Annotated in this window: 1 protein-coding gene; it reads left to right on the forward strand. The window is 71.0% G+C overall.

Annotated elements, in window-relative coordinates:
• Window positions 1-297 (forward strand): hypothetical protein (locus CCL05_RS46630; protein ID WP_425275968.1); only part of this gene is annotated, 297 nt, incomplete at both ends.

The raw sequence follows: 297 nt of genomic DNA on the forward strand, positions 1-297 counted from the left end.
CCTCGCCCTGGAGGACCTGCACTGGGCCGACGCCTCCACCCGCCACCTGCTCGCCTACCTCTTCCGCACCCTGCGCACCGGCCGCCTCGTCGTCCTGGCCACCTATCGCTCCGACGACATCCACCGCCGCCACCCGCTCAGGCCCCTGCTCGCCGAACTCGACCGGCTCCGCACCATCCGCCGTATCGAACTCGCCCGCTTCAACCGCGAGGAGGTGTGCCGCCAGGTCGCCGGCATCCTCGCCCAGGAACCCGACCCGGACCAGATCGACGCGATCTTCGAACGCTCCGACGGCAA

The sequence above is a fragment of the Streptomyces africanus genome, from assembly GCF_002150735.1.
Lineage (GTDB): Bacteria > Actinomycetota > Actinomycetes > Streptomycetales > Streptomycetaceae > Streptomyces > Streptomyces africanus.